This is a genomic window from Pseudomonas fildesensis, assembly GCF_001050345.1.
Taxonomy (GTDB): Bacteria; Pseudomonadota; Gammaproteobacteria; order Pseudomonadales; family Pseudomonadaceae; genus Aquipseudomonas; species Aquipseudomonas fildesensis.
This window is the reverse complement of sequence record NZ_LFMW01000013.1, coordinates 211979-238371: the sequence shown is the minus strand read 5'-3', so window position 1 is coordinate 238371 and position 26393 is coordinate 211979. Positions and strand designations below refer to the sequence as shown.

Annotated in this window: 24 protein-coding genes; 16 read left to right on the top strand and 8 right to left on the bottom strand. The window is 62.0% G+C overall.

Annotated elements, in window-relative coordinates; translation table 11 throughout:
- Positions 1–14: 14 nt before the first annotated feature.
- The 3 genes from ACR52_RS20730 to ACR52_RS20720 form a co-directional block, all read right to left on the bottom strand.
- Positions 15–992, bottom strand: coding sequence for an ABC transporter permease subunit (locus ACR52_RS20730; RefSeq protein WP_048728846.1), 978 nt, complete (start codon positions 990–992; stop codon positions 15–17).
- Positions 985–2517, bottom strand: coding sequence for a sugar ABC transporter ATP-binding protein (locus ACR52_RS20725; protein WP_048728833.1), 1533 nt, complete (start codon positions 2515–2517; stop codon positions 985–987). Before ACR52_RS20725 ends, ACR52_RS20730 begins: the two co-directional genes overlap by 8 nt.
- 141 nt (positions 2518–2658) lie before the next feature.
- Positions 2659–3222, bottom strand: coding sequence for a cytochrome b (locus ACR52_RS20720; protein ID WP_048728829.1), 564 nt, complete (start codon positions 3220–3222; stop codon positions 2659–2661).
- A gap of 181 nt (positions 3223–3403) precedes the next feature.
- Between ACR52_RS20720 and ACR52_RS20715 the strand changes: the two genes are divergently transcribed.
- The 11 genes from ACR52_RS20715 to ACR52_RS20665 all read left to right on the top strand — a co-directional run bounded on the left by ACR52_RS20715 (position 3404) and on the right by ACR52_RS20665 (position 14358).
- Positions 3404–4081 carry a thermostable hemolysin gene (locus ACR52_RS20715; protein ID WP_048728826.1) on the top strand — a complete coding sequence of 226 codons (678 nt, stop codon included), beginning with the start codon at positions 3404–3406 and terminating at the stop codon, positions 4079–4081.
- The gene (locus ACR52_RS20710) at positions 4071–5549 is read left to right on the top strand and encodes an AMP-binding protein (RefSeq protein WP_048728822.1); all 1479 of its coding nucleotides are present in this window, start codon (positions 4071–4073) and stop codon (positions 5547–5549) included. The genes ACR52_RS20715 and ACR52_RS20710 overlap by 11 nt, the downstream gene beginning before the upstream one ends.
- Positions 5546–6220: a TenA family transcriptional regulator gene (locus tag ACR52_RS20705; RefSeq protein ID WP_048728818.1), complete on the top strand. Its 675-nt coding sequence runs from the start codon at positions 5546–5548 to the stop codon at positions 6218–6220. Before ACR52_RS20710 ends, ACR52_RS20705 begins: the two co-directional genes overlap by 4 nt.
- Positions 6207–7016, top strand: a complete 810-nt coding sequence (locus tag ACR52_RS20700) for an SDR family oxidoreductase (RefSeq protein ID WP_048728815.1) — start codon at positions 6207–6209, stop codon at positions 7014–7016. Before ACR52_RS20705 ends, ACR52_RS20700 begins: the two co-directional genes overlap by 14 nt.
- Entirely contained in the window at positions 7013–7657 is a 645-nt protein-coding gene (locus ACR52_RS20695) for a tetratricopeptide repeat protein (RefSeq protein ID WP_048728811.1), read from the top strand. The genes ACR52_RS20700 and ACR52_RS20695 overlap by 4 nt, the downstream gene beginning before the upstream one ends.
- 11 nt (positions 7658–7668) lie before the next feature.
- Positions 7669–8331, top strand: a complete 663-nt coding sequence (locus ACR52_RS20690) for a response regulator (protein ID WP_048728808.1) — start codon at positions 7669–7671, stop codon at positions 8329–8331.
- Positions 8328–9692: a sensor histidine kinase gene (locus ACR52_RS20685; protein ID WP_048728806.1), complete on the top strand. Its 1365-nt coding sequence runs from the start codon at positions 8328–8330 to the stop codon at positions 9690–9692. Before ACR52_RS20690 ends, ACR52_RS20685 begins: the two co-directional genes overlap by 4 nt.
- 199 nt (positions 9693–9891) lie before the next feature.
- Entirely contained in the window at positions 9892–11229 is a 1338-nt protein-coding gene (locus tag ACR52_RS20680; RefSeq protein WP_048728803.1) for a sensor histidine kinase, read from the top strand.
- The gene (locus tag ACR52_RS20675; protein WP_048728800.1) at positions 11226–11609 is read left to right on the top strand and encodes a response regulator; all 384 of its coding nucleotides are present in this window, start codon (positions 11226–11228) and stop codon (positions 11607–11609) included. The genes ACR52_RS20680 and ACR52_RS20675 overlap by 4 nt, the downstream gene beginning before the upstream one ends.
- A 9-nt stretch (positions 11610–11618) precedes the next feature.
- Positions 11619–12872 carry an EAL domain-containing response regulator gene (locus ACR52_RS20670; protein WP_048728796.1) on the top strand — a complete coding sequence of 418 codons (1254 nt, stop codon included), beginning with the start codon at positions 11619–11621 and terminating at the stop codon, positions 12870–12872.
- Between the two features lie 133 nt (positions 12873–13005).
- Positions 13006–14358 (top strand): cation:proton antiporter, encoded by a 1353-nt coding sequence (locus ACR52_RS20665; protein ID WP_048728793.1) that lies wholly within the window; start codon positions 13006–13008, stop codon positions 14356–14358.
- Here the strand turns inward: ACR52_RS20665 and ACR52_RS31520 are convergent.
- From ACR52_RS31520 to xthA, 5 genes are all read right to left on the bottom strand, one after another.
- Positions 14349–14483 (bottom strand): hypothetical protein, encoded by a 135-nt coding sequence (locus ACR52_RS31520; RefSeq protein ID WP_269084190.1) that lies wholly within the window; start codon positions 14481–14483, stop codon positions 14349–14351. The two genes, ACR52_RS20665 and ACR52_RS31520, sit on opposite strands and share 10 nt — an antisense overlap.
- 11 nt (positions 14484–14494) lie before the next feature.
- Positions 14495–14707: a hypothetical protein gene (locus ACR52_RS20660; protein WP_048728790.1), complete on the bottom strand. Its 213-nt coding sequence runs from the start codon at positions 14705–14707 to the stop codon at positions 14495–14497.
- 72 nt (positions 14708–14779) lie between these two features.
- Positions 14780–15325: a hypothetical protein gene (locus tag ACR52_RS20655; protein ID WP_048729023.1), complete on the bottom strand. Its 546-nt coding sequence runs from the start codon at positions 15323–15325 to the stop codon at positions 14780–14782.
- Between the two features lie 344 nt (positions 15326–15669).
- Positions 15670–17001, bottom strand: a complete 1332-nt coding sequence (locus tag ACR52_RS20650; RefSeq protein ID WP_048728786.1) for a substrate-binding domain-containing protein — start codon at positions 16999–17001, stop codon at positions 15670–15672.
- Between the two features lie 152 nt (positions 17002–17153).
- A complete protein-coding gene (gene xthA, locus ACR52_RS20645) occupies positions 17154–17966 on the bottom strand; it encodes an exodeoxyribonuclease III (RefSeq protein ID WP_048728783.1) in 813 nt (270 codons plus the stop codon).
- A 168-nt stretch (positions 17967–18134) separates the two neighbouring features.
- Here xthA and ACR52_RS20640 point away from each other — a divergent pair, with 168 nt between their 5' ends.
- From ACR52_RS20640 to ACR52_RS20620, 5 genes are all read left to right on the top strand, one after another.
- Positions 18135–18785 (top strand): GNAT family N-acetyltransferase, encoded by a 651-nt coding sequence (locus ACR52_RS20640; RefSeq protein WP_048728778.1) that lies wholly within the window; start codon positions 18135–18137, stop codon positions 18783–18785.
- Positions 18786–18849: 64 nt separating this feature from the next.
- Positions 18850–20577, top strand: a complete 1728-nt coding sequence (locus tag ACR52_RS20635; RefSeq protein WP_048728776.1) for an autotransporter assembly complex protein TamA — start codon at positions 18850–18852, stop codon at positions 20575–20577.
- Complete coding sequence (locus tag ACR52_RS20630; RefSeq protein ID WP_082143189.1) at positions 20577–24248, top strand: translocation/assembly module TamB domain-containing protein; 3672 nt, start codon at positions 20577–20579, stop codon at positions 24246–24248. Before ACR52_RS20635 ends, ACR52_RS20630 begins: the two co-directional genes overlap by 1 nt.
- A 215-nt stretch (positions 24249–24463) precedes the next feature.
- Positions 24464–24937, top strand: a complete 474-nt coding sequence (locus ACR52_RS20625) for a MarR family winged helix-turn-helix transcriptional regulator (protein ID WP_048728768.1) — start codon at positions 24464–24466, stop codon at positions 24935–24937.
- Positions 24934–26385: an efflux transporter outer membrane subunit gene (locus ACR52_RS20620; RefSeq protein ID WP_048728765.1), complete on the top strand. Its 1452-nt coding sequence runs from the start codon at positions 24934–24936 to the stop codon at positions 26383–26385. Before ACR52_RS20625 ends, ACR52_RS20620 begins: the two co-directional genes overlap by 4 nt.
- The last annotated feature ends 8 nt before the right edge of the window (positions 26386–26393 follow it).

The window sequence follows — 26393 nt, the reverse complement described above, 5'->3', positions numbered from 1 at the left end:
TTGTTTGAGTCAAATCAGGTTCGCGCACCGGACTGGCGATAGCGATCCAGCGCCACCGCGCCAATGATCACGATGCCCTTGATGATGTATTGCCAGATATCCGAGACGCCCAGCAGCACCAGGCCATTGGTCAGTACCGCGATGATCAGCGCGCCGATCAGCGTGCCGCCAATGGTGCCGACGCCGCCGGTAAAACTGGTGCCACCGAGGATCACCGCCGCAATCGCATCCAGCTCATAGGATTGCCCCAGCTGCAGGCCGTTGGCGGCAAACAGGCGCGAGGCGCTCATCACCGCGCCCAGCCCGGCCAACGCACCGGACATCGCGTAGACAAACAGCAGCACCTTCCACACCTTGATCCCCGAGAGCCGCGCCGCTTCCGGGTTGCCGCCTACCGAATAAATCTGCACCCCCATCACCGTGCGGCGCAGGATGAACCACGACAGCGCCACCACCGCTACGGCGATGATCGCCAGCCACGGCACGCCGAGCACCGAGTCATTACCGATAAAGGCAAACGGCAGGTCCGGGTTGAACACGGTTTTGTCGTCGGCCAGCAACCGCGCCAGGCCTCGCATGGCGGTCAGCGCGCCGAGGGTGACGATAAACGGCGGCAAGCGCATGAACGCGATCAACCCGCCGTTGACCAGCCCCAGCAACAGACCGAAGCCTATCCCGGCGGCAATTCCGAACATGCCGAACTGCGGCGACATCGACGCCTGCAACGCCACCACGGCCGACGCCGCGAGGATCGCCCCCACCGACAGGTCAATGCCTGCCGTGAGGATCACAAAGGTCATGCCCGCCGCCAGCACCACGTTGACTGAAGCCTGTTGGGTGATGATCGACAGGTTCTGCAGGGTCAGGAAGTTTTCACTGGCCAGCGCAAAGCCAACCAGTAAAAGAATCAGCACCGGCAACATGCCGACCGTGCGCATCAGTTCCCGCACGCGTTCTGCCTTGCCTGTTGTTGCAACAATCGAATCAGCCATGGGCAACCACCTGATCGCCACCGGTGGCGAGGTCAATAATACGTTCCTGGGAAATGACGTGGCCCGAAGCCCCGCCGACTTCAGCGACCAACTGGCCTTCGCGCATGATCAGCACGCGGTCGCAGGTGCCGATGATTTCCGGCAACTCGCTGGAAATCACCACGATACCCACGCCCGCCTGGGCCAATTGATTGATGATGCGGTAGATCTCGGACTTGGAACCGATGTCCACGCCCCGCGTAGGTTCATCGAGAATCAGCACATGCGGCTTGACCTCCAGCAGCCGCGCCAACAGCACCTTCTGCTGGTTGCCGCCGGACAACGCACCCACGTTGACCTTGCCCGACGCCACGCGAATCGACAGCGACTTGATCGCGTCATTCGAACGCTGCGCTGCGTGACTTCGATCAAGCACGCCGCCGGCATGCGCATCCGGCACACACGCGCAGACATTAATGTTGTCGGCCACGCTCATGTCCAGGAACAGTCCCTGGGCCTTGCGGTCTTCGGTGAGGTACACCACGCCGGCGCGAATCGCGTCCGCCGGGTTGCGCAGTTGGGTGACCGTCTTGCCTACCACCTCCAGCGTGCCGGAGGTGCGCGGGTCGGCGGCGAAGATCAGCCGTGCCAGCTCGGTGCGCCCTGCCCCGACCAACCCGGCAATGCCCAGCACTTCGCCGGCGTGCAGGTCAAAGCTGCAATTGCGAACGCGTTTGCCGTCGGCCATGTCGCGCACACGCATCACTACGTTGCCGGGGTTGTACGCGGCGTGTTCCTTCTTGTAGAAGCCGGACAGATCGCGGCCCACCATCATTTTCACCAGTACTTCGGCCGACAACGCATCGCGGGTCAGCTCGCCGATGTACTGGCCGTCGCGCAGCACTGAGACGCGGTCCGACAGTTCGTAGATTTCGGCCATGCGATGGCTGATATAGATGATCGCCAGGCCCTGGCTGCGCAGCTGTTTGATCAAGGCAAACAGGCGGTCGGTCTCGCGCGACGAGAGTGGCGTAGTCGGCTCGTCCATCACCAGGATCCTGGCGTGGGCATGCAGGGCACGGGCGATTTCCACCAGCTGGCGCTCGGCAATCGACAGGCTGCTGACCCGCGTTGCGGGGGTGAACTCGGCGCCCAGGCGTTTCAGCACCTCCACGCAACCGGCTTGCATGCCCTTGCGATCGATGGTCCAGCCACGCCGCAGTTCACGGCCCAGGTAGATGTTCTCGGCCACGCTCAGGTTCGGGCACAGGCTCAGTTCCTGGTAGATCACGGCGATGCCGAGGGCTTTGGCGGTGGCGGGATTGAAGGTGGCGACGGGTTCGCCGCTGATGCGGATTTCGCCGCCGGGATCGGCCTGGTAGGCGCCGGAGAGGATTTTCATCAAGGTCGATTTGCCGGCGCCGTTCTCCCCCATCAAGGCGTGGATTTCGCCGGGGTAGACCTTCAGGCCGACATTCTTGAGCACGCGCAAACCGTTGAAGGTTTTGCTGATGCCCTGCATCTCGAGCAAGGGTTCAAGGCTCATGACTGAGCTCCTGGAATTATTATTTTTGTATTCGAGCTCCTTGAATCAGAGCCGATTGCCACCGACTCTAATCAGATACATTTGCTTACGCAAGCGCTTGCGCAGGCATTTTATTGCTGGGTGAAACGTTTCATCCGCGATCTAGCTGTCGTTTCGGCGCTCATAGCGTTTTGGCAACATCCGCAGCAGCGTGTTGTCCCGCACCCAGTAGTGGTGAAACAAACCTGCGGCGGCGTGCAGGCCGATCAACCAATAACCGGCGCTGCCCAGCCATTCATGCCAATGCTTGAATTGCTTGGCAAGATCCGGATCTACCGCCACCAACGATGGCAACGCAAACTCGAAGTACGGAATCGGTTTGCCGGCGGCATTGAGCATCAGCCAGGCCAGCAGCGGGGTCACGATCATCAACGCATAGAGCGCCAGGTGCATCAGGTGCGCGACGGCCGTCTGCCAGGTGGGCGGATGCGGCAGGATCGCCGGTCGCGGTGCCAGGCGGCCCAACAGGCGCAGCCAGACCAGCACGAAAATCGTGATACCAAACAGCGCGTGGGCGCCGAGGAATACACCCTTGAGCGCATGACCGCGAGGCAACAGGCCTTTGATCTCGATACAGCCATACACGCCGACAAACAGCCCCAGCATCAGCCAGTGCAAGGTCATCGACAGCCTTGCGTAGCGCGGTGTTATCAGGTTTTCGGTCATGGAAGGGAGCCTTGTGCAGAGCGTGGTGGCCAGACCTGGCCTTAAAGAATCCGCGCCACCCTGCCCGCCAAGTCTTAAGGCAGTCTGAAGATCGATAAAACGATCATTTTCACCACCTTCAGACTTCGTTAAGAAATGCCTTTGATACTCCTCCCAACTTCACTGGGGAGGCGTAACGCCAATGCCCGATATCAACTGGAACACGCCCTTGCCCCTGCTGTTCGGCCAGGCCGACAGTTCACCGCTACGCCTCGCCCGTGCCCTGCCTCAAGACCCTCAACGTCCCGCCTTCGAGGCGTTTATCCAACAGCGTTTTCGCCTCGCCCACGGCGCTGACATCCGGCATTTCATGCCGCAGTTGTTTGGCGTCAGCCAGGCCAATGGTGAGCTCTGCGCAGTGGCCGGGGTGCGGCTGGCTGGCGACGAACCGCTGTTCCTGGAACGTTACCTGGACCACCCGATCGACCCGCTGATCAGTGCCGCCGCCGAACAAACAGTAGAACGCCAGGCCATCGCCGAAGTCGGCAACCTGGCCGCCAGCAATACCGGCAGTGCGCGCCTGAGCATCATCGCCGTCACCTGGTTGCTGGCCATGGCGGGCCTGGAGTGGGTGGCATTCACCGGCAATATCGGCCTGGTCAACAGCTTCCACCGCCTCGGTTTGAAGCCGGTCACGCTGTGCGCCGCCGACCCGCAGCGCCTGGGGGACGAGCGCCACCACTGGGGCAGTTACTACGAAAGCCAGCCGTGGGTGCATGTCGGCAATATCCGCGCCGGGTTCATCCATTTGCGCAACATGGGCCTGTTCTCACGCCTGGGGTTGCCCACCACAATTGAGGACGCCAGCCATGTCGCCTGAAGCCCGCCGTTTCCACGCCGTACTTCGCGGTTATGCCGAACGCAACGACGGTGCCATCGCCCTGTGGGGCGACACCTTGAAAATGGACTACGCCTCACTGTTCGCCGAGGTGGCGTATCGGCAGGAACGCCTGCGCGATGAAGGCGTGAAGGTGGTGGCACTGGCCCTGGACAATGGCGTCGATGCGATGCTGTGGGATTTGGCGGTGCTGTTCGAAGGGTTGACCTGCCTGACCCTGCCGCCCTTCTTCAGCCCGGCCCAGCGCGCCCATTGCCTGGAACAGAGCCACGCTGAACGGGTGATCGCCGAACCCTACCTGGAAGCCGAGTTGCACGGGATCGGTTACCGCAAGTCCGGCGAATTCTGGTGCCGCACGTTTGAAGGCCGCCCGTCGATGCCGTCGGCAACCGCCAAGGTGACCTTCACATCCGGCACCACTGGGGCGCCAAAGGGTGTGTGCCTGAGCGCCGACAGCCTGCTGCGCGTCGCCCGCGAGTTGCACCAGGCCAGCCATGCCACCGACCCACGCCATCACCTGGCGCTGTTGCCCATCGCGATTCTGCTCGAGAACCTCGGTTGCTACGCCGCGCTGTATGCCGGTGCCACCCTGAGTTTGCCCAGCCAGAAAAGCCTGGGCATCCAGGGCGCCAGCGCAGTGGACGCCGCGCAATTGCTCGGTTGCCTGGCCGTGCGCCAGCCCCACAGTTTGATCCTGGTCCCGCAGTTGCTGTTGATGCTGGTGATTGCCGCCGAGCAGAAGGCCTTCAGCCCGCAAGGCCTGCGTTTTGCCGCAGTAGGTGGCGCGCGCGTATCCAAGGCCTTGCTGCAACGCGCGCAGCAGCTTGGCATGCCGGTGTTCGAAGGTTACGGGCTGTCGGAGTGCGCCTCGGTGGTGTGCCTCAATCGTCCCGGTGCACAGCGCCCCGGCAGTGTCGGCCGGCCGATGCCCCATGTGGAGATCCGTCTGGCCGAGGACGATGAAGTGCTGATCAAGGGCTCGACGTTGCTCGGCTACCTGGGCCAAACCGAACAGCCCGAACAGTGGTGGCCCAGCGGCGACCTGGGCGCCTTTGATGAGGACGGTTTTCTCTACCTCAAGGGCCGCAAGAAACATCAGTTCGTCACCAGTTACGGGCGCAACGTCAACCCTGACTGGGTCGAGGCCGAACTGACCCAAGACGGCGTCATCGCCCAGGCCTTCGTTTATGGCGAAGCCCTGCCACAGAACCATGCACTGCTCTGGCCCCATCGTGCCGACTGCAGCGACGCGCAACTCACCGCCGCCGTGGCCGCCGCCAATGCCGGCCTGCCCGACTACGCGCAGGTGCACCGCTGGACGCGCCTGCAAGAACCCTTCACCGCCGCCAACGGCTTGCTCACCGCCAACGGCCGGCCACGGCGCGACGCCATCGTCGCGCGTTATCACGCCCGACTTGCCCCTGCACTCAACGAGGAAACCTCATCGTGAATTTTTTCGACACGCTGCAAGACGCTACCCAACAGGAACGCCTAGCACTGTTCAACCTGCCGATCATTCGGGATGCGCTGGAAGGCAAGGTCAGCTTGCACAGCTATCGCGCGTTCCTGGCCCAGGCCTACTACCACGTGCGTCACACCGTGCCGTTGATGATGGCCTGCGGCGCGCGCCTGCCTTCGCGCCTGGAATGGCTGCGCAAGGCCGTCTGTGAATACATCGAGGATGAATACGGCCACGAACACTGGGTACTCAACGATATCGCCGCCTGTGGTGGCGACAAAGACGCCGTCCGTGACGGCCGCCCGGGCCTGCCCATCGAGCTGATGGTCAGCTACCTCTATGACCTGATCGCCCGTGACAACCCCGTCGGCCTGTTCGGCATGGTCAACGTGCTGGAAGGGACCAGCATCGCCTTGGCCACCCACGCGGCCGGCAGCATTCGTGAGCGCTTGCAGTTGCCGGCCACAGCGTTCAGCTACCTGAGCTCCCACGGCTCCCTGGACATCGGGCACATGGAAACTTATCGCCGCTTGATGAACAGCCTGGACGACCCTGACGACCAGGCCGCCGTGATCCATGCGTCCAAGGTCGTGTACGCGCTCTACACCGATATGTTCCGCAGCCTGCCGCGTATCGGGGAGGCAACCCATGCGCCTGTCTGACGCCCGTGTGGTGCTGACCGGCGCCAGCGGTGGCATCGGCCTGGCGATTGCCACCGCCTTGTGCGCCAGTGGCGCGCAGGTGCTGGCCGTCGCACGCCATCGTGCACCGCTGGAGGGGTTGCTGGAGCGCTATCCGCTGCAACTGCGCTGGGTCAGTGCCGACCTGACCTTTCTTGCCGACCGGCGCAAGGTGTTGGCCGCTGCCGAAGCCCTCGGCGGCGTCAACCTGCTGATCAACGCCGCCGGCATCAATCACTTCGCTATGCTCGAACAGCTGGACGACAGCGAGATCAACGCCATGCTGGCGCTGAACATCTCTGCGCCCATCTGCCTGACCAAGCTGCTGCTGCCGACGCTCCAGCAGGCTGCGAGCGCCATGGTGGTCAACGTCGGCTCCACCTATGGCTCCATCGGCTACCCCGGCTATGCCGCTTACTGCGCCACCAAGTTCGCCTTGCGCGGTTTCTCCGAAGCCTTGCGCCGAGAGCTGGCAGACACCCGCGTCGGCGTGTTGTACGTCGCGCCGCGCGCCACCCGTACGCGCATGAACAGCCCGGCGGCGCAGGCCTTGAACGACGCGCTCAAGTCCAACGTCGACGACCCGCACACCGTAGCGGCGGCGGTGGTCCAGGCGATTGCCGACGAGCGTCGAGACCTGTACCTGGGCTGGCCGGAGCGTTTTTTTGTGCGCCTCAATAGCCTGCTGCCAAATCTGGTCGACCGTGCCCTGCACAAACAACTGCCATTGATACGCCGCTTGAGCGACAAACCCATCGATAAGGACCCCGCCCCATGAAAAGCCTCTTCGCCGCGCTGCTGCTCATCGCCCTGAGCCCACTCACCTGGGCGCTGGATGCCACTGACCAGCAGCGCCTCAACGACATCCAGACGCGCTGGGCCCACATTCAATACAACCTGCCCGAGGAGCAGCGCCCCAAGGCCTTTGAACAGCTCGCCGCCCAGGCTACGGCCTTCACCCAGGCACGCCCCCAGGCGGCCGAGGCCTGGATCTGGTCCGGCATTGTCACCAGCAGCTGGGCGGGCGCCCAGGGAGGGCTCGGTGCATTGAGCAAGGTCAAGGCCGCCAGGGTCGACCTGGAAAAAGCCCTCGCTCTGGACCCCAAGGCCCTGCAAGGCTCGGCCTATACCAGCCTCGCGGCGCTGTACGACCGCGTCCCCGGCTGGCCGATAGGTTTCGGCGATGCCGACAAGGCTGACCAACTGCTCAAACAGGCCTTGCAACTGAACCCGGCGGGCATTGATAGTCTGTATTTCTGGGGCGACCACCTGTACCGGCAGAAACGCTACGGCGAAGCCCGCGACGCACTGCAAAAAGCCCTGCTGGCCACGCCACGGCCCGGTCGGGAAACCGCCGATACCGGCCGCCGCAAAGAGATCGAAAGCGTGCTGGCCGACATCAACAAAAAACTCAACTGACAGGAGTCTGCGTGCGCCTATTACTGATCGAGGATGACGTGGCATTGGGGGAAGGTATTCACCAGGCGCTGGTGCGTGAAGGGTACACCGTGGATTGGCTGCAGGATGGCAGCAGTGCGTTGCATGCCCTGCTCAGCGAGACGTTTGACGCGATGGTGCTCGACCTCGGCCTGCCGCGCATGGATGGGCTGGAAGTGCTGCGACGCTTGCGTGACACCGGCTCCAACCTGCCGGTGCTGATCCTCACTGCACGGGATGCCACCGAAGACCGCATCGCCGGGCTTGATGCCGGCGCCGACGATTACCTGATCAAACCGTTCGACCTGGACGAACTCAAGGCGCGCTTGCGTGCATTGCTGCGGCGCAGCGCCGGCCGTGCGCGGGCAGTGATCGAACACGCGGGTATTTGCCTGGACCCGAGCACGCAGCAAGTGAGCTACCACGGCGAACCGGTACTGCTCACCCCCAAGGAATATCAACTGCTGCACGAATTGCTCTCGCCGCCCGGCCGCGTGATGACCCGCGATCAGTTGATGCAATTGCTCTACGGCTGGAACGAAGAAGCCGAAAGCAACACCCTGGAGGTGCATATCCATCACCTGCGCAAGAAATTCTCCAGCGAGCTGATCCGCACCATTCGCGGCGTCGGCTACCTGGTGGAGGAACGTCGATGACCTCTATTCGGCGCCGTACGCTGACCCTGATCATCGGCCTGCTGCTGGGCGGGCTGCTGGTGATCAGCGTGCTCAACCTGCATGACAGCAATCACGAAATCGCCGAAGTCTACGACGCGCAACTGGCGCAAAACGCCCGCTTGCTCCAGGGCGTGATGAGCATGCCGTTGGCCAGCAAGGACCAGGCCGACCTGTATCGCGCTTTCAACAAAGCCCTGGGTGAAGCCATGCCCAAGGTCGACGGGCACCCCTACGAAAGCAAAATCGCCTTTCAGGTGTGGAACCCCCTGGGCGAGCTGGTGGTATTTACCAGCAGTGCACCGTCCTTTGCCACGCCGCCCGCCCGGCCGGGCTACAGCAATGTCGAGGACCTCAATGGTCGCCAATGGCGCGGCTTTGTCCTCAAGGACAAGGACAACGGCCTGCGTATCTGGGTGGGTGAGCGCGATGACGTGCGCTCCGACCTTGTCGGACGCATCGTGCGCCACACCTTGTGGCCCAACGTGCTGGGCAGCCTGATCCTGGCGGCGATGGTCTGGCTGGCTATCGGCTGGGGGCTCAAGCCGTTGGCCGATATGGCGGCGACTTTACGCGCGCGGCATTCCGGCTCCCTGGAACCGATGCAACTGACCCCCTTGCCCACCGAGCTTGAGCCGATGCAGGCGGCGTTGAACCGCATGCTCGCGCAAATCCAGGAGGTGCTGGGGCGCGAGCGACGCTTTATCGCTGACGCGGCCCACGAAATGCGCACGCCCCTGGCCGTGTTGCGGGTACACGCGCAAAACCTGCTGGAAGCGGGCACCGAGACACAGCGCCGCGAATCCCTGGAATACCTGATCTCAGGCGTGGACCGCACCAGTCGCCTGGTCAACCAACTGCTGACCATGGCACGCCTGGAGCCCACGGCTGCAAAGCTTGCCGTTCAACCCCTTGACCTCGCGGCGACCCTGCGCGAATGCCTGATTCAGCTCACGCCCTGGCTGTTGAGCAAAGGACTTGAGTTGTCATTCGACGTGGATGAAGCGCCCTACCCGGCCAAGGCTGACGCTGCGTCCATTAATATCGCCCTGACCAATCTGGTGACCAATGCGGCCAATTTTTCTCCGGAACAGGGGGTGATCACTGTCGGGTTGCGCAACACCGCCGATGGCTACGCAATGACGGTCGACGACCAGGGCCCGGGAATTGACGAGGCTGAGCGTGAGCGCCTGTTCGAGCGTTTTTATAGCCGTGGCAACGCCCACGGCGCAGGCCTGGGCCTGACGATTGTGCAAACCATTGCCCATCGCCTGGGCGGTGAAGTGCACCTTGAAAACCTTGCGGGTGGCGGGCTCCGGGCGACCCTGGAAATTCCACGTTGAGGGGCGTACAGCGTTAAGGCATTCATTTGAGGGTAATAAGCTTGCAGGGACGCGACACAAGCCATCAAAAAGCCACAATCTCTGCTATTGTCAAACCCTCTCATCTCCTGTTTATCGCACCCACGCGATCTTCTGTGAGCATGTTCTGCGCCATCGTCTGTCGACCATGGCGGGCCTGAAATTCACGGAACGCCCTGCGATGGATAAAAGCTCAACCGTCAGCCCGCCCGAACCCCAATCACGGGCCGAAAAAATCGTCGAATTCAAACGCCAGAAAACCCTGCTCAAGACCGGTGCCCTGCAAGACGCGATCTTCAACAGCGCGTATTTCTCCAGCATCGCCACCGACGAAAAAGGCGTGATCCAGATCTTCAATGTCGGCGCCGAACGCATGCTCGGTTATGCGGCCGACGATGTACTCAACCGCATTACCCCCGCCGACATTTCCGACCCTGCCGAACTGATCACCCGTGCCGCCGCCCTCAGCCTGGAGCTGGACACGCCAATCACCCCCGGTTTCGAAGCGCTGGTGTTCAAGGCCTCCCGTGGCATCGAAGACATCTATGAGCTGACCTACATCCGCAAGGACGGCAGCCGCCTGTCTGCCATGGTCTCGGTGACCGCCCTGCGCAACCGCCACGACACCATCATCGGCTACCTGCTGATCGGCACCGACAACACCGCTCGCAAGCAGGAAGAGGCCGAACGCAAGGGCTTTGAGCGCGCCCTGGAAGAAAAGAACCTGGAGCTGGAACACGCCAGCCATATGAAATCCGAGTTCCTTGCCACCATGTCCCACGAGTTACGCACGCCGCTTAACGCGGTGATCGGCTTTTCCGAGGCGTTGAAGGATGGACTCGTCGGCGACATGAGCGATGTGCAGCGCGAATACATCGGCGACATTTTCACCAGCGGCCAGCACTTGCTGTCGTTGATCAACGACATTCTCGATTTGTCCAAGGTCGAGGCCGGGATGATGGACCTGGAGCTGGAGGCCGTGGAGCTGGCCGGCTTGTTGGCCAACAGCCTGCTGATCGTGCGCGAAAAGGCCGCCCTGCAACGCATCCAGTTGAAGCTGGAAAGCCTGGACGACTTCGGCACGTTGCACCTGGACCTGCGCAAGACCAAACAGATCATCTACAACCTGCTGGCCAACGCTGTGAAATTCAGCGAACACGGCGGCTCCGTGACCCTGTCGGCACGCCAGGTGGCGCGCGAACAGGTCGGCCAAGTGCCCGGCGAATGGCCCGTACACAGCTTTGCGCTGCAACCCAGTGCCCACCAGCAGTTCCTCGAATTGAGCGTCAGCGACTCCGGCATCGGTATCGCCAAGGACGACATGGGCAAGCTGTTCAAGGCGTTCAGCCAGATCGACAGCAGCCTGGCGCGCAAATTCGAAGGCACCGGCCTTGGGCTGGCGATGGTCAAGCAACTCACCGACCTGCACGGCGGTAGCGTCGCCGTCGCCAGCCGCGAAGGCCAGGGGGCGCGGTTTGTGGTGTGGCTACCGTTACACCGCGCCCCGGAGGCTGCATGACCGATATCCTGATCGTCGAAGACAACGAGGCCAACATGCGCCTGGCTCGTCTGCTGCTGGTCAACGCCGGTCACACGGTGCTGTGGGCGGCCGATGCGGAAACAGGCCTGACCCTGGCCCGTGAAAAACAACCGGCGCTGATCCTGATGGATATCCAGTTGCCGGGTATGGACGGCCTGGCCGCCACTGCGCTGCTCAAGCAAGACCCGCACACCGCGCACATCCCGGTGATCGCGCTGACCGCGATGGCCATGAAGGAAGACCGGGAAAAAACCCGCCTCGCCGGCTGCGATGCCTACGTCATCAAGCCGCTACGCTACAAAGAGCTGTACCAGGTGATCGACACGCTGTTGCAACAAAGCACTCCTCCTCTCACATGAGTCCTCTCCATGGCCAGCTCACCCGCAACGCTTCTGATCGTTGATGACGAACCCCACATTCGCAAGCTGCTGGAAACCCTGCTGCAACACGAGGGCTACAACACCCTGAGCGCGGACAGCGGTGAAGAAGCCTTGCAGTTGGTGGCGCAACAGCCGCCCGACTTGATCCTGCTGGACATCATGATGCCGGGCATGGATGGCTACGAAGTGGCCAATCAGCTCAAGGGCAATCCCGCCACGGCGAACATACCGATCATCATGCTCTCGGCGCTGAGTGAGACCAGCGCACGGGTCAGCGGCCTGGAAACCGGCGCCGAAGAGTTCATCAGCAAACCGGTGGAACGTGTCGAGTTATGGCTGCGAGTGCGCAACCTGCTGCGGCTCAAGGCCCATGGCGATCAGCTCAAGCGCCATAGCCAGTTGCTGGAACAACAGTTGCAGCAGCACGTCGATGAAAACGCGCGCTTGAACGTACATGATCTGGCGCGCCAGAACCTGGAAAACGCCCTGCGCCAGGCGGTTGAACACAATGAATTCACCCTGCACTACCAACCCAAGGTCGAGTTGGCCAGCGGTGCGGTCTCTGCCCTGGAGGCCCTGCTGCGCTGGGACCGGCCCGGTTATGGCGCGGTATCCCCGGCGGTGTTCGTGCCGGTACTGGAAAGCCTGGGCCTGATCGTCCCCGTGGGGCGTTGGGTGATCAACAGCGTTTGCCAACAGATCGCCGCGTGGCAGAGCAGCCACATCGGCGCAGTTGAAGTCTCGGTGAACGTCTCCGGCCATCAATTGATCGAAGGCGACCTGATTGCCGATATCGCACACAGCCTGAAAAAAAACGGGGTTGACGCCCACTGGCTGGAGGTCGAGCTGACCGAAGGTTCGTTGATGGAAAACACCCAGCACACCATTGCCAGCCTGCAGCGCCTGCGGGCGATGGGGGTGAAAATCTCCATCGACGACTTCGGCACCGGCTATTCGAGCCTGGCGTACCTGCGACGTTTCCCCCTCGATACGCTCAAGATCGATATCGCGTTTATCCGCGAAGTCACCACCAACCCGCAGGACGCGGCAATCACCCGCACCATCATCGAACTGGCCCATAGCCTGAACCTGCGGGTCGTGGCCGAAGGGGTAGAAACCCAGGCGCAGTTGGCGTTTTTGAAGGAGGCCGGCTGTGATCAGATTCAAGGTTATCTGTTCAGCCGGCCGTTGCCTGCCGCCACCCTGGAACGCCTGCTGATTGAGCGCACACACCCCTTGTAGGCGCCAGCTTGCCGGCGATTGACGGCCATGGTCCGCATGAACACCATCAGTTCGCTGTCGATGTGAATCACATTGAACCTGCGCGCGGCGGCCGTCCTCAAACCTGCATAGACCACGGCCCGGACCACGCTCGATGACTTTTATTCTATGGTTGGCCGTACTTGGCGCCGTGTTGCTCACCCTCGCCCTCACCTCCTCTTACCTGCGCTGGATGCCGGTGACCACCTCGGCGGTGTGCCTGCTGCTGGGCGTGGGCATTGGCCCGCTGGGTGTGGATCTTCTGCACCTGGATATCAAGGATTCCGCGCGCTGGATGGAACACCTGACGGAAGTCGCGGTGCTGTTTTCGCTGTTCGTCAGCGGCCTGAAATTGCGCCTGCCGCTCAAACACCGCACCTGGCGCATAGCATTCGGCATGGCCGGGCCGGTGATGCTGCTGACCATCCTCGGCACCGGCCTGGCGCTGCATTACCTGTTTGACCTGTCGTGGGGTGTATCGCTGCTGGTGGGGGCGATTCTCGCGCCGACCGATCCGGTGCTGGCGGGACTGGTACAGGTCAATAATGCCCAGGACTATGACGCGCTGCGCTTCGGCCTGTCCGGTGAAGCCGGCTTGAACGATGGCACGGCCTTCCCCTTTGTAATTTTTGCCCTGCTGTTTATGCAGCACGGCGGTTTCGACGGCGACTGGCTGGGCGGCTGGGTGTTGAAAAACCTGCTGTGGGCGGTGCCCGCCGGGTTGCTGACTGGCTACTGGATGGGCCGAGGCATTGGCCGCATGACGTTGTGGATGCGCATCACCAACGCCGACAGCACCTTGTCACCCAATGACTACCTGACACTGGCACTGATTGCCCTGGCCTACGTAGCAGCCGAAGCCATCGGCGGTTACGGTTTCCTGTCGGTGTTCGCCGCAGGCCTGGGGTTGCGTCAGGCCGAGTTCAAATCCACCGGCATGTCGAAAACACCTTCCGAGCATTTGGCGCTGCCCGTGGTGGGCCACCTGGAAGTGGCACCGGAAAACGCCCTGCAGGGCGACACCACGCAACTGGCAGACGAACAGATTGCCGCCGGGGTGATGATGGGCGACATGCTGTCGTTCGGCAGCCTGGTGGAGCGTTCGATGGAGGTGTTCCTGGTGACGTTGCTGGGGATCGTGCTGGTCAGTCATTGGGATTGGCGCGCACTGGGCGTGGCAGCGTTGCTGTTCTGCGTGATTCGCCCGGCCAGTGTGCTGGCGATGCCTTGGGGCAGCCTGATCGACCGTCAACAACGCGGGCTGATGGGCTGGTTCGGGATCAAGGGAATCGGCAGCATCTATTACCTCTTCTACGCGCTCAACCATGGGCTGATCGGCACCAGCAGTGCGGTGGCGGTGAACCTCACGCTGTCGGTGATAGCCCTGAGCATCGTCGTTCATGGCCTGAGTACCCAGCCGATGCTGGCGTGGTACGAACGACGTGCCCAAGTGAAAGGTCAATCCTGACGATCGGTATTACCGAGGTCGGCCGCGTCATCCAGGTCATTGAGCGGCACTTCTGCATCATCCATCAGCGATCCTGGGTCTTCATTGCCTGGATCGTTGAGTTCGTCGTCGAGTTCTTTAGGCATGATCGTCTCCTCTAACCGCCTTGGGTGTCGATATCGGCATCGGTTTCAGGCTTGGGCTCGCGCTCGGGCTTGAAGTCTGGACTGTAGTCGTTTTCCTTGGCCTTGGGGTCTGCTGCAGGCTTCGGGTCTTTCGGCGCATCGGCGGCGGTGCCGGGGGCCGGTTCGCCGCCGTCGATGGCCGGATCGTTACGGTTGCTGACTTGCGGATTGTTGCTTGTGCTCATGGGTCACCTCTTTTGAAAAACGCAGCCTGCGTAAAGGTAAGGTCCTGCGGCGGGCGTTGAAGTTCCAATTGCTTAGGAGCCGGGGTTGTCGACCTGGATATAGAACGCGTAGGCGCCAAGCAGCACCCAGAACACCATGAACAGCCACGGCGCGCGCATCGAGAACAGCAGCGACTTGCGATAGCCCTTGTGGGACGACTCCATCTCGGAAAACAGCGGCGACTCATCGTAGGCCATGCCCATCAACGGCTCGCTGCGCAGCAGTTCGCTCTGCTTGTAGTGCCAGTGGTCGATGATTTCGTACGCGGCGCGAATGCCTGGCCAGGCGTTCAGGGAGCTGAGGATGCCGAGGAAGGCCAGGAATACCGGCACGATCAGTGTGAACAACTTGCCCCATTCCGGGTTGAGGTTGCCCATGCCGGAGACAAAGGCGATCACCAGGAACGACTGCGCCGTGAGATAGGCGTCGGTGCGGTTGGCCAGGATCGTGGTTTCGTACTGGATTTCGCGGCGATAGAAGTCGAGACGGTCCTTGGGGGAGCCGAACATTTTCGCGTTGTGTTCGCTGTGGTCGGAAAGGGCCGCTTCTGGGGTATTGGAAGAGATGATTCTGGGCACATCGGTGCTCCGCGGGGGTTCGAGTCTCATTAGAAGAAATGGGCTGGGGCTAAGTTCAAGTTTGTTCATGCACCAAGTCGGGGCGCTCTCCGCTCCCTGAGCGGGCTTCTGTCGTGAGCAAGGTTCTGCAGTAAGCGGGTTTCCCGTGGAGATCGGGCTCCTCGTGGCGAGCGGGCTTCATGTGGCGAGCGGGCTTCATGTGGCGAGCGGGCTTGCCCCGCGTTGGGCTGCGCAGCGGCCCTGAAACCAGTCGATGGGGTCTATCAGGAACACTGCGGCGGTTTTATTGGGGCTGCTGCGCAGCCCAACGCGGGGCAAGCCCGCTCGCCACAGGAGGCGGGGGGTCAGTACACCCAAACCTCCACCCGCCGGTTCTTGATCCGGCCTTCATCCGCCGTATTCGCCGCCACCGGCATCTGTGCGCCGAACCCACGGATATCGCGCAGCACCACACCGCTCTTCACCAACTCCCGCCGCACCGCCATCGCCCGTAACTTCGACAACAGCGCCGCCCGCTGCGGGTCGTTCTTGGCATCGCCAAACCCCACCAGCGTCACCTGCTTGTCGAGCTTTGCGTGGCTTCTTATATACGCCACCACCCGCTGCAGGTCCTGGCGCGCCTTGTTGTCCAGGCTGGCACTGCCTTCCTCGAAACGAAAATTCACGGTCAAGCGCTGAGCATCACGGGCGATGGCTTGATAGTCCTCGGGCATCGACGCGCGCGGCTCCACGCCGATCGCCTGCACTTGCTGCGCGATAAACCCATTGGCGGCCACAATCGCCTGGCCCTTGCTGCTCTGGGTAAAGTCCACCAGCGCCTTGGCCCACGGGTTATTGCCCGACGGCGGCAGGTAAAAAAACAGCCGACGTGATAGCGGATAATCCTCGGTGGCAATCAAGCTGTTCAACGGCAGCATCGGCTGCGAATTGCCATCGACAATCGCCACGGCCTTGGCCTGGCGCACATAGGGCAGGCCGATAAAACCGATGCCCTGGGGATCCTGGCTTACCGCATCGGACAATTGTTCGCTGGATTCGAAACGCTTGGCGGAAGCCGTGAGGGGCTTGCCGCGACGGCTCAGCACCAGTTCCTTGAACGTGTCGTAGGTGCCGGACTGATCATCCCGCGCATACACCTGAATCGCGCCGCCGACCCCGCCGAGATCCTCCCAGGTGCTGACCTCACCGTTGAAAATTCGTGCCAGTTGCTCGGTGTTCAGCGTGCCCAGCGGATTGCGCGGGTTGAGGATGATCGCTAAACCGTCGATGGCAATGACCTGTTCCGCCTCGGGGCTTTTGAGGTCGCCGAGGGGTTCGAGGTCTACCAGTTCACTGTCCTTGATGGGGCGGGACGAGGCGGCCAGGTCGGCGCTGTTTTTTTTCAGTGCAGTGAACCCGGTGCTGGAACCGTGGGCCGCGACTTCGATCGTCACGACCTTGCCCTGGCGAGTCTTGCCGACCACGCGCTGTTCATTCACCCCCGCGCCCGGTTCGCTGTGCACGGTTTGCAAGCCCTGATGCTCCATCAAACCTTTAACCAACGCCGGCCCCAACGCCGCGCCAATGGTGTTGGAACCCTGGATGCGCAAAGCAGGGCCTTGATCGGGAACGGGCAGGGGAGCAGAGACAGCGCAGAGGGGGAACAGGGTTAGCAGTAACAGAACGCGCAGCATCATGCCGCCACCTTCTCAAGGCAAAGGGAGTGCCGCGAGATTAAGTCAGGCAGATTTCAGAAATATGACTGGAGCACCACAAATCAAAATGTGGGAGGGAGCAAGTCGAGTCGTCGCACCGCCCCTCCCACATTTGACCGAGTACAGTCAGGGGTTCAGCTCAATTCCAGCCAGATCGGCGCATGGTCCGACGGCTTCTCCAGCCCCCGCAGATCGTAATCCACGCCGGCATCCTTGACCCGAGGCAGCAAGCCATTGGAGGCCATGATCACGTCAATGCGCAGCCCGCGCTTGGGCTCATCTTCAAACCCGCGGCTGCGGTAGTCGAACCAGCTGAAACGGTCGGCCACGTCCGGGTTCAGGTGACGGAAGCTATCCACCAGGCCCCAGTTCTTCAGGCGGGCCATCCACTCGCGTTCTTCCGGCAGGAAACTGCACTTGCCGGTCTTCAGCCAACGCTTGGCGTTGTCGGCGCCGATGCCGATGTCGCAGTCTTCCGGGGAAATATTCACGTCGCCCATCACCACCAGCGCCTGGTCATTGCTGAACTGGCTTTCGAGCAACTGTTGCAGGTCTTCGTAGAAGCGCTGCTTGGCCGGGAACTTGGTGGGATGATCGCGGCTTTCGCCCTGTGGGAAATAACCGTTCATGACGGTGACCGGGTTGCCGTTCTCATCGGCGAAGGTGCCCCAGATAAAGCGGCGCTGGGCGTCTTCTTCATCGCTGGCAAACCCTTTGTGCAGGCTCAAGGCTTCTTTGCGCGAGAGCAGGGCCACGCCGTAGTGGCCTTTCTGGCCGTGGTAGTACACGTGATAGCCCAGGGCCTGCACTTCGGCCAGGGGGAATTGGTCGTCGTGGACTTTAGTTTCCTGCAGGCCGATCACGTCGGGTTGATGCTTTTCAATCAGCGCCGCCAGCTGATGGGGGCGGGCGCGCAGCCCGTTGATATTGAAGGAGACGATTTTCATGGTCGGCAGTCCAGTCTGGCAAAAGGGCGATGCTAGCCGACAAGTCGGACGGGGGCCAGCGTGGCGGTAGGACCGATGCGCTGCTAATGTCTGGGAACGACTCGCGCCGCGTAAGTTCGTACCCATAAGAACGCCATCTTTTGAATGGTGCCCAGGGAGATGCACTGTATGCCTGACACTTCAACCGCCATTGCCGAAATTCGCCTGCTCAACAGCGGCTATTCCCGCGAAGCCCGTTCCTTGCTGTACCAGGCCTATCGTCACGAACCGACCTTCGCCTACATCTTCGAAGCCGAGCGCCCAGGCTACGAGCAGCGCGTGCGTGCCACGGTGCGCGAACTGGTCAAGCAGCATTTCTTCCAGAAGCTTCCCTCGATTGGCCTGTTCGTCAACGACCGGCTGATCGGCATCGCCCTGATCGCACCACCGCAGCGGCGCCTGGGCATCACCGAGAGCTGGGCCTGGCAATTGCGTATGTGGCTGAGCACCGGCGTGCGCGGTACACGGCGTTACCTGGAATACCATCATGCGGTGCTGGCCTGCCTGCCCAGCGAATCAGTGCATTTGTTACCGCTGCTGGGCATTCACCCGCAATTCCAGGGAAAACACTACGGTGAGCAGTTGTTGGAGGCGGTGCACAACTGGTGTGCCGAAGACCCGCATTCGTCGGGCGTGGTACTCGATACCGGCAACTCTCGTTACCTGGATTTCTACAAGCGACAGGGTTATGAGGAAATCGGTGAAATCGCCGTAGGACCTGTCCTGGAACATGTGTTTTTTCATCCTAATCCCCAGGCGTTACATGCTGTAACGGCATAGGGCAGAATTTTTCAGATTCGTCCGGGTTCTAAGATCCTCCCAAGCTCGTGTAGCATCCGCGCCTATGAAGTTTCCAGGAAGATTTACCAGCGGCTTGGTTCTGCTGTTCACAAGCTGCGGCGCCTTGGCGCAAAGCGAATTGGACGTGCGGATCAAGCCATCAAACGACGCGTTGAAAGCCAACATCGAAGGCTATATCGGCGGGGTAGGCGATCGTGATGAAGAGGCCTTGCTGCGGTTCAGCCGAGGCGCCGAAGAACAGGCGCGCAAGGCGGCCCAGGCGTTGGGTTTCTATCAGCCTAAGATCACCAGCGATGTAAAGGGTGGCAATAACCCGCGCCTGGTCATCACCATCGACCCCGGCGAACCGGTGCATTTGCGCAACGTGACCCTTCGCGTCGACGGCCAGGCGGCGAGCCTCAAGGCATTTCGCGTGCCCGCCAGTGACGACCTCAAATCCGGCGCCGTGCTCAACCACGGCCATTACGAAGACGCCAAGCGTCTGATCCAGAACCAGGCTTCGCGCTACGGCTTTTTCAACGGGCGCTTTATTAGCCAGAAACTGTCGGTGGACCCCCAGGCGGGCGTGGCCGATATCGAACTTATCTATGACAGCGGCCCGCGCTACACCATGGGCAAGGTCAGCTTTACCGGCGACACGCCGTTTGATGACGACTTGCTGCAACGCATGGTGCCGTTTAAAAGTGGCGCCCCTTACGATTCCGAATTGATCGCCGAACTCAACCAGAACCTGCAATCAAGTGGCTTCTTCGAAGGCGTGCGTGTGGACGCCGCCCCGGCTGCCTCGACCAATGACGTGATTCCGGTGGCCGTGCAACTGGAAACCCGCAAGCCGCGCACCATGGGCCTGGGCCTCGGTTACTCGACCGACGTCGGCCCACGGGGCAAGGCCAATTGGACCCGCCACTGGGTTAACCCCCAGGGACACAGCTATGGCTGGGAGGCCGAATTGTCGGCTCCGCGGCAGAACGTTGGCCTGTGGTACGACATTCCGCTCGACCCACCGCTCACCGACAAACTGCGCTTCGCCGGTGGCTACCAAAATGAAGAACTGGCCAACACCGACACCTTGAGCAAGCTGCTCACCCTCGGCCCCGAATGGCACAGCAAGTTGCCAAGCGGCTGGACCCGGGTGATCTCCCTCAAATGGCAGCGCGAAGAATATAGCCTGGGCAATGACTCGGGCCTCAGCAACCTGCTGATGCCGGGGATCAACTATTCCTACCTGCGCAGCGACAACCGCATCGACCCGCACAATGGCTACCGCCTGATGTTCGACGCCAAGGTCGCCAAGGAAGGGCTCGGTTCCGACACCAACCTGCTTTACGGCACCGCCACGGTCAAAGGTTTGACCACCCTGTGGGACAACCACCGTTTCCTCGCGCGGGCGCAGTTCGGCGGCAGCGCCACCAATGGCTACAAGTCGGTACCGCCTTCACTGCGCTTCTTCGCCGGTGGCGACCAGAGCGTGCGGGGCTACGAGTACCAGACCCTGTCACCGGAAAACGACCGGGGTGACCGCATCGGTGGCCGCTACATGGTGGCCCTGAGCGCCGAGTACCAATATTCGATTGCCGAGAAATGGCGGATCGCGACCTTTATCGACCAAGGCAACTCCTTCAACACCCTTGAAATGCCAAGCCTGAAAACCGGTGTCGGCGTGGGGGTGCGATGGGTCTCGCCGGTGGGGCCGATTCGTCTCGACCTGGCCCATGCCCTGGAAGATCCGGGCGGCGTTCGTTTGCACTTTTCCATGGGGCCTGAGCTGTGATGCGTGGTTTGAAAATAGCGGGGCTGGCCGTAGTCGCCATCCTCGCGTTGGTGTTGCTGGCGCTGTGGACGGTACTGGGCACCCAGGCGGGCAGCCGCTGGGCCTTGGGCCAGGTGCCGGGTTTGAGCGTGGAAAATTTCCAGGGTCGTCTGGGCGGCCAATGGAGTGCCGATCATCTGCTGTGGCAACAGGACAGCAGCCGCGTTGAGCTGAATGCGCCGAAGTTTGACTGGTCGCCGGCGTGTCTGCTGCGCATGACGCTGTGTATTGATCGGTTGGATGTGGAGCAAGTCAGCCTGCAGTTTCCACCCAGCACCGAGACGAGCAGCGGCCCCATCACGCTGCCGGATTTGAAGTTGCCGCTTGCCCTGCAGTTGGGCGACGTTCGCGTCGGTAGACTGCTGTTTAACGGCAGCGAAGAACTCAAGGGCCTGCAACTGGCCGCGCACTGGACCGGCGCCGGCATGCAGATCGACTCGGTGCACCTGCAACGGGATGATTGGGTGCTGGACCTGGCCGGCCTGCTGCAGCCCACTGGCGATTGGCCGTTGACCGCTACCGGTAACGTGAGCCTGCCCTATGCCCCTGGCGGTGCGCCGTGGAAGGTCGCGCTCAAGATCGATGGCGACCTGCTCAAGACCCTCAAGCTTGATGCCGACAGCAGCGGTTACTTGCCGGCCAAGCTCAAAGGTGAGCTGCAACCGTTGGCGGAAAACCTGCCCGCGCAATTGCACATCACCGCTGATGGGTTTAAACCCAGCGCCGATTTGCCTGACACCCTGCAACTTAATCAACTCGATCTCACCGCCAAGGGCGACCTGGAAAACGGTTACCAACTGGTGGGCAAAGCCGTACTGCCGGCGGAGAAAGGACCGGTGGACTTTCTGCTGCAAGGCAAGGTCGACGCCAAGGGCGCGCAGATCGCAGGCCTGGACTTGAATGCCGGTGAAAAACAAAGCCTCAAGCTCAGCGCCAACCTGGACTGGCAACAAGGCTTCAGCGCCGACGCAAAAATCGACTGGCTGGACTTCCCCTGGCATCGCCTCTACCCGGTGATCGACGAACCTCAGGTCGCCTTGCGTACCTTCAATGGCGAGATTTCCTACAAGGACGGCAACTACCTCGGCAACCTCAAGGCTGACCTCGACGGCCCGGCCGGCAAATTTAATGTGGTCACGCCGTTCAGCGGTGACCTCAAGCAAGTGTTCCTGCCCGAACTGAAACTGACTGCGGGCCAGGGCAAGGCCGAAGGCCACCTGACCCTGCAGTTTGCCGACGGCATCGCCTGGGACACCGCGCTGGACCTGTCGGCGCTGAACCCCGCGTACTGGGTCGCAGAGTTGCCGGGCACCCTGGCCGGACCGCTGCGCAGCAAGGGCGAGTTTAAAAACCAACAACTCAAACTGAACGCCGACCTCGACTTCAAGGGCCGTTTGCGCGGCCAAACGGCGGTGCTGACCGCCAAGGCCGAAGGCGCGGGTGAGCAATGGACCCTCGCCAACCTGGATATCCGCCTGGGCGACAACCGCATCAGCGGCAGCGGCAGCTTGCAGCAACGGCTGGCCGGGCAGATCGATATCAAGCTGGCGCGCCTGGCTCAGTTGTGGCCGCAGTTGCGCGGGCAGGTCAATGGCCGGCTCGACGTGGCAGGCACCTTGAAAGCCCCCCAAGGCAAGCTCGACCTCAAGGGCCAGCAACTCGCGTTTGCCGATAACCGCCTGCAAAACCTCATCCTCGACGCCACGTTGGATAACGCCCAGCACGCGAAGATCGACCTCAAGGGCAGCGGCATTCAAAGCGGCGACACCCAGGTCGGCACCCTGACTGCCAGTGCCCAGGGCGATATCAAGAGCCAGAAGGTTCAGCTCGATCTGGCAGGGCCGCTGGTCAAGTTGGCCCTGGCCCTGGACGGCAACCTCGACAAAGGCAACTGGCGCGGACGCCTGGCCAGCGGTGATGTGCAAGCCGGTGGCCAGGACTGGAAGCTGCAAGCCCCGGCGAAAATCGAACGCCTGGCCGACGGCAAGCTGACCTTTGCTGCGCACTGCTGGGTCTCCGGCCCTGCCAGCCTGTGCGGTGAAGACCAGCGCCTGATGCCGGAACCGAAGCTGCGCTACCACCTCAAGCAGTTTCCCATCGACAGCCTGGCGGCATTTTTGCCGAAAGACTTCGCCTGGCAGGGCAAGCTCAACGCCGACATTCAGCTCGATCTGCCCGCCAGCGGCCCCAAAGGCGTGGTCTCGGTGGATGCCAGCGGCGGCACCTTGCGCGTCAAGGACAAGGGCCAGTGGCTGGATTTCCCCTACGACACCTTGAAGCTGGAAACCACCCTCAACCCCAAGCGCATCGACACCCAGCTGAATTTCCGTGGCGGCAAACTCGGCGAGCTGCTGTTGCAGGCGCAGATCAACCCGCTGCCGAAAAACAAGCCGATCACCGGCAATTTCAGCCTTACGGGCCTCGATCTTGCTGTGGCGCGGCCGTTTGTGCCGATGGTGGAAAAGCTTCACGGCAAGCTCAACGGCAGCGGCCGGATCTCCGGCGGGCTGTTGGCGCCGCTGGTCAATGGCAACGTGAACCTGGTGGGCGGCGAAATTTCCGGGCCGGAACTGCCGATCAGCCTTGAAGACTTGAACGTGCAGGCGCTGATCGCCGGTGAAAGCGTGCAACTCAACGGCGGCTGGCGCAGTGGCAAGGCCGGGCAGGGTAGCCTCAAGGGCCAGATCGACTGGGGCCAGGCGCTGGTGGTCGACCTCAGCCTGCAAGGCTCGCAGCTGCCGGTCACGGTCGAACCTTACGCCGCGCTGGAAGTGGCGCCCGACCTGAAGATCAGCCTGAAGAACGACAAACTGGCGATAGCCGGCAAGGTGCACATCCCGCGCGGTGATATCACCGTGCGCGAACTGCCACCGTCGACCGTCAAGGTCTCGGATGACACGGTCATCGTCGGCAGCCAGACCGAGGAGGGCAAGCCACCGATGGCGATGGCCATGGATATCGACGTGGTGGTGGGCGAAGACACACTCAACTTCGCAGGCTTTGGCCTGACCGCCAAGGTGCAAGGCCACGTCCATATCGGCGACAACATGGATACCCGCGGTGAGTTGTGGCTCAACGATGGTCGCTACCGTGCGTATGGGCAGAGGCTCGATGTGCGTCGAGCTCGCCTGCTGTTCGCCGGGCCGCTCGACCAGCCTTACCTGGATATCGAAGCCATCCGCAAGACCGACGACGTCATCGCCGGTATCCGCCTGAGCGGCAGCGCCGAGCAACCCACCACGCAAATCTTCTCCGAGCCGGCCATGAGCCAGGAACAGGCGCTGTCCTACCTGGTGCTGGGGCGTCCGCTGAGCACCACGGGCGAAGACAACAACATGCTCGCCCAAGCAGCATTGGGCCTGGGCTTGATGGGCAGCGCCGGCGTGACCTCGGACATTGCCAATAAGTTGGGCATCCAGGACTTCGACCTCGACACCCAGGGCAGCGGCAATACCACCGCCGTGGTGGCCAGCGGCAAGATCACCGAGAAGCTCAGCCTGCGCTACGGGGTAGGGGTGTTCGAGCCGGCCAACACCATCGCCTTGCGCTACCTCCTGAGCAAAAAGGTGTACCTGGAAGTGGCCAGTGGCGTGGCCAGCTCCCTGGATATCTTCTACAAACGCGACTTCTAAGTCCTACTCGATAAAAAATGTGGGAGGGGGCTTGCTCCCGATAGCGGTGGATCACTACCGTTATCGGGAGCAAGCCCCCTCCCACATTTGCTCGTGTTCCAATCCGCCTTTCGTGAAATTACCAAGCAAGCTAATTATTCCATTTGACATTCGCTGCCTAAGCAGTAACATCTCGTCACACATTCACTGCCTAGGCAGTAATAAGGTGACTTTCGATGAAGCACTTCACCCCGGAGAACTTCCACAACTGCCAACTCGGCCTGTTGCTGGGCCGCGCGGCGATCCTTAAAGACAAGATTATCGACACCCACATGGAACCCCACGGCATCACCGCCGCGCAGTTCAAGGTGTTGATCATCATGGCGCAGTTCGGCGTCGACACCCCGGCGGAGCTGTGCCGCAACCTGTCCCTGGACAGTGGCTCGATGACCCGCATGCTCGACCGCCTGGAGCAAAAAGACCTGCTCAGCCGCAAGCGTTCCGAGCTGGACCGTCGCCAGGTGCAGTTGGTGCTGACCCCGGACGGCCAGCGCCTGGCGGACATGCTGCCGTACATCGGCGCCGATGCCTTGAACCAGCTGGCCGGCGCCTTGGAGCCGGGCGAGTTGCAAACCCTGGAAAACATCCTCAAGAAAATTCTGATAGCTGCCGGTGATCCCATCACCCTGCAGCGGGTAGGTAAAGAATGAACACACGTGCCCTTTGCCTGGTGCTGGTGGCCATGAGCATGGCCGGTTGCGCTAACTTCAGCGGCCTCGACACCCAAGGCAAACGCCTCGATGCCAACACCCTGCAAACCGGTAAATCCCTTAGCGGCGTGACCCTGTCGACCGCTGCATGGCCCACTGCCGACTGGTGGAAAAGCCTCGGCGACCCGCAACTCGATGGCCTGATCCAGGAAGCCCTGCAAAACAGCCCCGACATGCAAGTCGCCAGCGCGCGTGCCCACCAGGCCGAAGCGGCCGCCTATGCCGCCAACGCCGCGCGCATGCCAACCCTGGATGCCAGTGCCGGCGTGAGCCGTTCACGACTGGCCAAGGATCAGGACCCGCAGGGGCAGGGCGATGCCTATTCCACCGTGCGAAATATCGGCGCCAGCTTCAATTACACCTTCGACCTCTGGGGTGGCCAGCGCGCTGCCTGGGAAGCCGCGCTGGGCCAGGCCCGCGCCGCCGAAGTCGACCAGCAGGCCGCGCGCCTGACGCTCGCCGCCGACGTAGCCAAGGCCTACAGCGACCTGGGCCAGGCGCATATTGTGCGTGACCTGGCCAATGATGACCTCAAGCGCACCCGCCAGATGCTCGACCTGAGCCAGCGCCGCCTTAACTCGGGCATCGACAGCCAGTACCAGTACCAGCAGACCGAAAGCCTGGAAGCCAGCTCACAGTCGCAATTGATTGATGCGGAAAAACAACTGCAGAGCGCCAAAATCGCGCTTGCCGTATTGCTCGGCAAGGGCCCGGACCGTGGCAGCGAACTGGCCCGGCCCAACGTGCTCAAACCCAGCGTCGTCGCCGTGCCCTCGGTGCTGCCTGCCGAGTTGCTGGGCCGTCGCCCGGACCTGATCGCTGCGCGTTGGCGTGTGGAGGCGGCGAGCAAGAACATCGCCGCCGGCAAGGCCAACTTCTACCCCAACCTCAACCTGAGCGCGAGCGCCGGGGCCGAGTCGTTGCTGGGCGACGCAATGTTCGGGTCGGCCAGCCGCTTCTTCAACATTGCGCCGACGATCTCGCTGCCGATCTTCGACGGCGGCCGCTTGCGCGCCGACCTCGATGCGCGTGACGCCGATTACGACCTGGCCGTGGCCCAGTACAACAAAACCCTGGTGCAAGCCTTGGGCGATATCGGTAACACCCTTTCACAACTGCGCGAAACCGGCCGGCAAATCCAGGCCCAGCAACACGCGGCGGACATTGCGCAGCAGTCCTACAACACCGGGGTGCAGCGTTACAGCTCCGGGATCGGTAACTACCTGGATGTGCTCAGCATCGAGCAGCAATTGCTGCAGGCCCAGCGTCAGCTGGCGACCCTGAATGCCGCGCAGATCGATCTGTCGATTCAATTGATGCAGGCCCTGGGCGGCGGCTACAGCGCCGACAACGTGGCGTCGACCACCCCAGCTACACGCACGGAATAATTTGAGGT